An 8,981-nucleotide genomic window follows, 5' to 3' on the forward strand; every position below is an offset into this window, starting at 1 on the left:
TTCAACTGCCATTCTCCAAGTAGCTATCATAGCCCATTTCATAATTTATTCCTCCTTTTTATTCTACTACTCACTTAATCTTTTCATAGCTTCATCACATATAATTTTTATAAATTTATCTAAATTAATCTCTTTTTTATTAGGTGTTATAAATATAAACTCACTGTCATCAAAATATTGAAGAACTGGATTATCTGATGATATAACAGCAAAAGTTGGAATTTTAATAATATTATTAATTTTTTCTGCAATTCCAATAGCCATTTTTCCAAAATTAAAATAATGTAAAGCTGGTCCACATATAACAATATCAGCTTTTAACTTTTCTACCATAGAAATAAATTTATCTTCAGCTTCAATCTTATTATCTAAGTAATATTTATCCCCACAATACAAAGTTGCAATTATTTCTGCTCCATTTTTTTTTAGATATGGTTCAAATAATTTACCTGGACCTATAACATCATTTCTTCCAGCTGGAGCTAAATCATCATTTTCTCTATTCCCTAATCCAACTTGCGCATTATTCAATACTAAAACTACTCTTTTCATAGTCGCTCCTTCCTTAAGCTAAGTAATATTTAAATAAAGCAATTGTTATGCCAAGCTTTTATACTATTTCTTATTTCACCTTTTCTGCTACTTTTTCAAAGTTATATTTTTATTTTTAATTGCTTTTAATATAAGTGTGCTTTAGAATAATACATAATAATATATTTTTTTACTTTTTTTACACACTAAAATAATTTTAAACAAATACTTTATACATGATGAAATCAAAGAATATACATTAATTGGGGGATTGAGATGGGAAAAATTAAAAGAATTGATTTGATTTATGATACAGTAAAAAAATTGGATAAAGGTAATGGTGTTACAACTAATCAATTGTGTGAAATTTTAAATATAGAACGATCAAATATAAGTAAGAATCTTAATTTATTAATTAAAAGCGGAAAATTATTCAAAAACTCTAGTAGACCAGTTAAATATTATATAAAAGATACTTCTAATATTGATTTTACATATAAATCACCTCTTGATAATTTATCTTATTTATATCCATCACTTACAGAGGCAACTAAATTAGCAAAAACCGCTATACTTTATCCACCAAATGGAATGAACTCACTGATTATAGGTGAAACAGGCTCTGGTAAATCAATGCTTGCAAAACTTATGCATGAATATGCAGTATCTTTCTTTAATAATAAGGATATTCCATTTATACATTTTAATTGTTCAGATTATGCAAATAATGTTCAACTTTTAAGCTCACATCTTTTTGGAGTAAAAAAAGGCACATTTACAGGAGCAACTGAAGATAGAGTAGGTCTTATTGAAAAAGCAAATGGTGGAATACTATTTTTAGATGAAATTCACAATCTTCCTAATGAAGGTCAAGAAATGCTATTTTTATTTATGGATACTGGTTATTTTAGAAGATTTGGTGAAGTTTCAAAAAAAATAAAATCTGATGTTAGAATAATTTGTGCAACTAATGAAAATATAAATAAAAAATTACTTAGTACTTTCTTAAGACGTATATCTATAAAAATAAAGATACCAACTTTACGAGAAAGAAGCTTAGAAGAAAGGCTTACTTTAATTGAAACTTTCTTGAAAGAAGAAAGTACAAATTTAGATAAACCTGTTTCTATTTCTTACAATGCAATGCTCTGTTTTTTATCATATGATTGTCCATATAATGTGGGACAACTTAGAAACGATATTAAACTCGCAGTTGCAAATGCATATACTGAATATTTTATAAATAATAAAAAACAAATAAAAATAAATAGTCCTGACTTACCAAAAGATATGCTTAAGAATATATCAAACCCTTTAGTAGATGAGAATTCATTATTAAATAAGTTAAACTCAACTAATAGATATTTTATATATGATAAAAATACAAATATAACCAGTTATTCTTATAAAAGGCAAAAACATTCTATGTTTTCATCTTATAAAAACTTATTGAATCAGACAGAAATTATTGCATCAAATAAAAATTCATCGATTGAAGACTTCAATAAAATTTTATTTGATTATTTGGATTCAATACAAGATAATTGTGCTGATTATAAACATAGCTTTTCATATTCAACATTTGATGAAATAAATTCTGAACTCTGTAATTTTAATAAATCCATTGAAAAGTTATTTAAATACAAAATGTATGAGTCATTATTCAATATTCATATAGATTTAATTTATGATAGAATGACATTTATAACTTTAGATACTATATCACTTCAAAATAAACTAAAGTCTTTATTTCAAAATGAATATAATCTAGCCTCAGAATATTTAGATATAATTGAAAACAACCTAAATTTATATTTATCTAACTCTGAATTTATTCTAATAATACTTATATGTATTTATATTATGAACTAAAAAAAAGTCTACATCTTAATGGTGTAGACTTTTGCTTATACTTATCTATTCTTTATAACACTTAATAACTTTTTATCTAGTTTCTTACAAAACTCTGCTATTGTTTTAACTGTTTGAACATAATCTTTCCTGTGTATTAATAATGTATGTGAATGCATATATCTAGTAGGAATAGATAATGTCATACTAATTATTCCATCTAATGATTTATGTATATTGCCGGCATCTGTACCCCCAGCAATCATACAATCATAATTTATATCTAAACCAAATTCATTACATACTTCTTCAATTTTATTTATAAGAATTTTATTTCCAATAGTAGATGCATCTAAGACACTTAAAACAGCTCCACATCCAAGAGGTAACCCCCCCTTGTCCATTGGTGTATCTTTTGCAGTTGTAACATCTAAAGCAAAAGCTATATCAGGCTTTATTTTATGTGTTGCCGTTCTAGCTCCTCTTATTCCAACTTCTTCTTGTACAGTACCAACTGAATATATATTTGCTTCATGATATACATTATTAAGTTCCTTAAGTACATCTATAGCAACAGCTATCCCTATTCTATCGTCCCAAGCCTTTCCTAATAAATAATTTTCATTATTCATAACTTCAAACTTAGTATCTGGTGTAATCATATCACCAATTTTAACCCCAAGTTCAATAACCTCTTCTCTATTTTCTACTCCTAAATCTAAAAATAAATCCATAGGTTTTATCACTTTTTCCTTTTCAGATGCTGGCATTCCATGAGGAGCACGACTTCCAACAACTCCTTTTATTTTTTTACCATCCTTAGTGGTTATTCTCATGATTTGTGATGGTAAAACATGGCCCCACCAACCACCTACAGGTAATAATTTTATATATCCTTGTTCATCTATAGCTCTAACAACGAATCCAACTTCATCCATATGTCCAGCTATCATAATTTTTGGTCCATCAATTTTTCCTTTTTTTAATCCTATAATTGATCCTAGATTATCATAAGAAACTTCATCAGCATATATGTCAAAATACTTTTTTACAACTCTACTAACTTCTTTTTCAGCACCCGAAATACCATCTGCTTCACTTAACTCCTTAAGCATTTTAATATCTACATCGCCATACCTAGCTTTATTAACCATAACTATTCCTCCTAATAAATCTAAATATCTTATCTATTTTCAGCTTTAAACGTTTCTACTTGTTCTGAATTTAATGATTTTATAATTTCTAATACGGCACTCTTAGCTGCTAGATAATCACTTGAATCTATTATAGAACTATTTGTTTTCATATTTCTAGCACATATACATGCTTTTAATGTAGGACACCCTTCTAGTAACTTGTGTATCCATCCAGCATCACTATCATCCATTGAGTAATAATATTGATACTTTATACTATTTTCTTCACAGATATCTATTAAATAATTAAGTAATAATCTATTTGGCATCATTGATTTATCATAAAAACTTACTAAAACACCCTGTCCTAATTTTCCAGTGTTATCATCATCTCCATTTATATCATTTGAATATAAACAATCTAATACTATTGCTAAATCCGGTTTTATTAAATTTGTTGATGTTATACAACCTCTCAAGCCAACCTCATTTTGTACGGTGCAACCAACATATAAGTCCACATCAATTTCTACATCTTTTAGTTCTTCTAATATTTCAATTCCAAGAATACATCCATATCTATCATCCCATGACTTTGAAACCAACCTTTTACCATTTAAAAGTGACTCAAATTTTCCATCTACTACAATAGAATCTCCAATTCTTATTCCATTTTCAAAGACTTCTTCTTTTGATTCAGCTCCAATATCAACAAATAACTTATCAATATTTATATCCATTTTCTTTTCATCATTACTTAACATTAACTGAGACTTTGAAATTATAACCCCAGTAATTTCTTTTTCTTTTGAATTTAATACCCTAACTCTTTGTCCTATAAGAGACTTTGAGAAAATATTTCCTATTGGTAATATTTTTATTAATCCATTTTCTTTTATATCATTAACTATAAATCCAACTTCATCCATATGTGAACATATCATAACTTTTTTTGCATTTTCTTTTTTACTCTTCTTAATTGCAAATACAGAACCTAAATTATCGAATATTATATTATCTGTATATTTTCTATAATGATTCTGTAAAACAGTAGAAATATTTTTTTCATATCCTGAAACACCTATTATCTGTGTTATTTCTTTCATTAAATTTAATGTATTATCATTTAATATCATAAAACTCCCTCTCTCCTCATTATCTACCTTTTAGAAAAGGCAGCCTAACACTTTAGGCTACCCCATTTTTAATAACAAACCTTTTTCTTGAATTCAATTAAATCTTCTGAATTATCAACTTTTTTCTTCGCTAATAAACAAATATTATTTAAAGCTTCACTTAAACCTGTTCCACCTTTTTTAGGCATAATTACTATATCAACTATATCTTTAAACTTATTAATTGTTTCTTCATTTTCTTTTGACATAGCTGCTAAAGCTGGTATTGATGATTTTTTTTCTATCTCATTTGCTAATTCTGCACACATCATTGCATATCCAGCATAATTATAAGCCGGTCCACAAATAACAACATCCGGATTTATTTTCTTAATCATCGCAACCATTTTGGCTTTAACCATATCTTCATTTTTCTTAAAAAAACCATCTCCACAATACAGACATGCTATTATTTTTCCATCAACATTCTTCATATCTTTTTCTAACATACTAGATGAACCTATCGGCATAGTCTTTCCACCCAAGGTAAGATCTGGATTTTCTTTTCCTCCAAGTCCTGCTTGAACTTGATCAAATATCATTAAAACTTTCACTATTTAACCTCCTGAACTTCATCGACTTCTAAATCATCAAATGATAAATCATCTATTGAATCTTCGCTTGATGCAGTTTCTTCGTCTTTTAAATATTGTTTATCTAACATTTTTATAAATGGATAATATATTACACATCCTAATACTAATAAACCTATTTGCCATAATGATGCCATAAAACTTCCAGTTGATAAATATCCTGAAAATCCTATAGGAGTAGTCCATGGTAATGAAACTCCTGTAGTATAAGGTATTATTCCCGCTTTAGTTGCAAAAGTTGATAAAACTAAATTTATTAAAGGAACTCCTATAAATGGTCCTATTAATATAGGATTTAATACTATTGGCAACCCAAATATTATAGGTTCATTTATTCCAAAAAATCCTGGTATTATTGACAATTTACCTAGTTGCTTTATTCTCTTTGACTTACAGAAAAGTACCATTACTATAACTAATGAAAGTGTACTTCCTCCACCACCAAATCCTGTAAAGAAATTTGAAAATGGATCTGTAAATATATTTGGTAATGGTAATCCTGCTTGAAATGCTTCTAAATTTTCCATTGTTAATATTTTTGTAATAGGTGCAAAAACAGTATTTGCAACCGCTGGTCCATTAATACCAAAGAACCAAAAAGTTGTACATGCTAAACTGTAGATAATTTGAGCAAATAAAGTATTCCCCACACCTTGAAGTGGTGTTTGTAGTACCTTATATATAAAATTATGAGCTGTTTCAAAAGGTGTAAATTCAAAACCTATACGTACAAAGAAAAATGCTCCTATTACTATAGCACTTGGAACTAAAGCTGCAAATGAATCAGCAACTGCTGGTGGTACACCATTTGGCATCTTTATTGTCCACCCTTTTTTATAAACCCATGTAAATAGTTTTACTGATAATAAAGATATTATAAGAGCTAAAAATATACCATTAGATCCAACATATTCAAATGATATTCCACTCATTAAAGATGGTCCTTCAGCACCTTCAAATGGAATTCTTGTTGGCATAAGTATAAAGAATGAAACTAAAGCAACTGCTGCTCCTTGTATTTTATCTCCATTCAACTCTCTAGCATATGCATATCCTGTTCCAACACAAGTAAGTAATGCAATCATATTAAAAGTTGCCCTTGATACATTAGTAAACCAAGTTGTCCAATTCGGTCCTAATATATTATTCCAAAAATCTTCCCATCCTGGTATTGGAAAGTTAGCAATAAGTAAGAATATTGATCCAACAATAAGTAATGGTGTTGTTATTAAGAAACCATCACGTATAGCTACTAATATTTTGTTACTACCTAGTTTATCTGCTATAGGCATTAACACTTTTTCCATTTTTGAAAACATTCATGCTCCCCCTTGTTTACCCTTTATTATTTATTATTTATTTTTTATTTTCTATTCTTTTTTATTAACATTAATGCATGTTTTAAAACCCTTTCACCATTCATCATTCCATAATCTTCTGAACTTATAACAGCAATTGGCGTATTTAAATCCTCAAGTTTTGTAATAGTCTCATTATAAAGATATTTTACTTGTGGTCCTAATAATATACAGTCTGGATTATCTTCCCTAGATATTTGCTCTATCTTCCCATGTGGAAAAGCCTTTACAACTATAGGTAACTTATGTTTATTAGCTACATCCTGCATTTTACTTGCCAATAAACTTGTTGACATTCCTTGACTACAAAACAAATAAACTTTTTTCATAATTTCTCTCCCCTTATTATAATTTTATTTATTTTATGAATTAATTTCTAAATCTTTTATTAGACCAATGAAATCAATTTCATTTTAACTTTTATATTTAATTTAAGCTTTTGAAAGCTCTATAACCTTTGTACTTGCTATATAATCATGTATCATTCTATTATCTTTACTTCTAAATAATAATACAATTGATACTCCAGTAACTATTGTCGCTATTAAAGATAATACGGAATAAACACTTATATTAGATAATAATGCTAACATTTGTCTTATATACTCACTACTACAAATAATTCCACCCTCAATTATTATTGCTCCTAATATTTCCCTACTACATAAGCTTCTTATGTTTACATCAGTTCCATCAATATTAGCTACCTTTATACCAACTAAGCTTTTACCTAACGTCTGTCCATTTCTCCAATAAATAGGTATCAGAACATAATATGCTATTCCTAATAAAACAGCTAATAAACCTGAAATAATTCCCCATTTCAGTGACATATATGATAATGATTTAGCTATATTAGCCTCTCCACTCTCTATACTATATATTAACAATACAGGTATACCTGCAATTACTGATGCTAAGTACCAATCCACTAAAGCTGCTATAAATCTTTTTAATTTTATTGAACTTTTCTTATCATTTTGTACTTTTTCTTTTTTTCTTATATTTTTCATAATGCACCTACCCTAAACCCATAATTCTATAATATGTAAGCTGAATTATATCATGTATCTTGCAATATTTACAACTATTTTGTAAATATTGTAACTATTTTGTTAATCTTTATATAAATATATTTTTTATTTTCTTGACATTAACTTACAGCAACTATCATGCCAAATACATAAATCATTGATTTTAAACCATTTTTTATTTATAGATTGGTTAAGTAATATTAAAATTTCATAATTTACAATTAATATTACAGTTTTTTTATACACTAATCTCTAAATAACATATAATTTATCACACAATATATTTTTTTCTTCTTAAAATACACATTAGTCATCTACATATTTATACAATTTTATTCTTATTATTGTTAATTACGATATAATAGTTGATAAATAATTAATCGAAAGAAAAAAGGAGTCTAAAACTCCTTTTTAATTAATTATAAATTTTAAATTAAATAACTTACCCACTACTTCTAACTCTCTTCTCTATATTAAATATTTTATTTATTTCATTATAAATAATTAACAATATAATTTATTGGAAATAAATATAATTATATTAATATTTATTTTTAAGGAGGTAATTAAAATAAGCTGGATAAACAACTCTTATATTCAATGTGAAGATTGTGATGCAATATTCAAAACAAATTATTTGGATAAAACTAAAGATGTAAAGTTTTGTCCTAATTGCTCTAGTAACAATTTAAACAATTTTAATGACAATTCTGAATTAGATATGTAAAATTACTATTTATAAAATAAATTTTACTTTTAATTTATATCTAAATCTATATTTATTGATTTTTACAATTAAACTACTATATTACACAATTATGTTTTTAAATAATATTTAATAAGCTGGTAATATTTTTTTGTATCAAAATATTACCAGCTTATATATGAATATATAAATTTTATTTTTAATTAAAACTACTTACCTTTAACCTTTCAAGTATTTTTATAATATAGTAATATTTAATTTTTTTATAATCTATTTAATCTAATAATAATTTAATAAAATACTCACATTTTAAGATTAGAAGTTAAATTTCTATATTTATCAAACAAATTATTAAATATTTATTTTTACTTCTTTTCAAAGAAATGTACACAAATAGTTACACAATAAATATAATTATATTTTATGATACTTTTTTACATAATTATTTTATAATATATAAAATTTTAATTCATCTAATCCCCTATACTTTTCATTAGTATAATATACATTTACATATATTTCATAACATAAAACCTTAATTCTATAAAATCATAAATTTTCAATTAAAACCTTTAACCACTAATTCTAACCATTTTA

General features: G+C 26.1%; 8 protein-coding genes. 1 reads left to right on the plus strand and 7 read right to left on the minus strand.

The window, feature by feature from the left end; translation table 11 throughout:
* Positions 1-66: 66 nt before the first annotated feature.
* Positions 67-552: a glycine/sarcosine/betaine reductase selenoprotein B family protein gene (locus Q4E08_RS10725; RefSeq protein ID WP_303130853.1), complete on the minus strand. Its 486-nt coding sequence runs from the start codon at positions 550-552 to the stop codon at positions 67-69.
* A 255-nt stretch (positions 553-807) separates the two neighbouring features.
* Between Q4E08_RS10725 and Q4E08_RS10730 the strand changes: the two genes are divergently transcribed.
* Positions 808-2,403, plus strand: coding sequence for a sigma-54-dependent transcriptional regulator (locus Q4E08_RS10730; protein WP_303130855.1), 1,596 nt, complete (start codon positions 808-810; stop codon positions 2,401-2,403).
* 41 nt (positions 2,404-2,444) lie between these two features.
* On the opposite strand, the gene Q4E08_RS10735 is transcribed toward Q4E08_RS10730, so the two are convergent.
* The 6 genes from Q4E08_RS10735 to Q4E08_RS10760 form a co-directional block, all read right to left on the minus strand.
* On the minus strand, positions 2,445-3,536 hold the full coding sequence (locus Q4E08_RS10735; RefSeq protein WP_303130857.1) for a M42 family metallopeptidase: 1,092 nt from the start codon (positions 3,534-3,536) through the stop codon (positions 2,445-2,447).
* Between the two features lie 29 nt (positions 3,537-3,565).
* Positions 3,566-4,654: a M42 family metallopeptidase gene (locus Q4E08_RS10740; RefSeq protein WP_303130859.1), complete on the minus strand. Its 1,089-nt coding sequence runs from the start codon at positions 4,652-4,654 to the stop codon at positions 3,566-3,568.
* 68 nt (positions 4,655-4,722) lie between these two features.
* A complete protein-coding gene (locus Q4E08_RS10745) occupies positions 4,723-5,247 on the minus strand; it encodes a GrdB-related putative oxidoreductase (RefSeq protein ID WP_303130861.1) in 525 nt (174 codons plus the stop codon).
* Positions 5,247-6,605 carry a PTS sugar transporter subunit IIC gene (locus tag Q4E08_RS10750; protein ID WP_303130863.1) on the minus strand — a complete coding sequence of 453 codons (1,359 nt, stop codon included), beginning with the start codon at positions 6,603-6,605 and terminating at the stop codon, positions 5,247-5,249. The genes Q4E08_RS10745 and Q4E08_RS10750 overlap by 1 nt, the downstream gene beginning before the upstream one ends.
* A gap of 44 nt (positions 6,606-6,649) precedes the next feature.
* Positions 6,650-6,973, minus strand: a complete 324-nt coding sequence (locus Q4E08_RS10755) for a PTS sugar transporter subunit IIB (protein ID WP_303130864.1) — start codon at positions 6,971-6,973, stop codon at positions 6,650-6,652.
* A 102-nt stretch (positions 6,974-7,075) separates the two neighbouring features.
* Positions 7,076-7,657 carry an RDD family protein gene (locus Q4E08_RS10760; protein ID WP_303130865.1) on the minus strand — a complete coding sequence of 194 codons (582 nt, stop codon included), beginning with the start codon at positions 7,655-7,657 and terminating at the stop codon, positions 7,076-7,078.
* Positions 7,658-8,981 lie beyond the last annotated feature (1,324 nt).

Origin of the sequence: Clostridium sp., assembly GCF_030532265.1 — a bacterium.
Lineage (GTDB): Bacteria > Bacillota > Clostridia > Clostridiales > Clostridiaceae > Clostridium.

Excerpts from the sequence above, each read along its gene's own strand:
- Q4E08_RS10750 (WP_303130863.1), bottom strand. The coding sequence starts at position 6,605 with ATGTTTTCAAAAATGGAAAAAGTGTTAATGCCTATAGCAGATAAACTA.
- Q4E08_RS10735 (WP_303130857.1), bottom strand. The coding sequence starts at position 3,536 with ATGGTTAATAAAGCTAGGTATGGCGATGTAGATATTAAAATGCTTAAG.
- Q4E08_RS10760 (WP_303130865.1), bottom strand. The coding sequence starts at position 7,657 with ATGAAAAATATAAGAAAAAAAGAAAAAGTACAAAATGATAAGAAAAGT.
- Q4E08_RS10755 (WP_303130864.1), bottom strand. The coding sequence starts at position 6,973 with ATGAAAAAAGTTTATTTGTTTTGTAGTCAAGGAATGTCAACAAGTTTA.
- Q4E08_RS10730 (WP_303130855.1), top strand. The coding sequence starts at position 808 with ATGGGAAAAATTAAAAGAATTGATTTGATTTATGATACAGTAAAAAAA.
- Q4E08_RS10725 (WP_303130853.1), bottom strand. The coding sequence starts at position 552 with ATGAAAAGAGTAGTTTTAGTATTGAATAATGCGCAAGTTGGATTAGGG.
- Q4E08_RS10740 (WP_303130859.1), bottom strand. The coding sequence starts at position 4,654 with ATGATATTAAATGATAATACATTAAATTTAATGAAAGAAATAACACAG.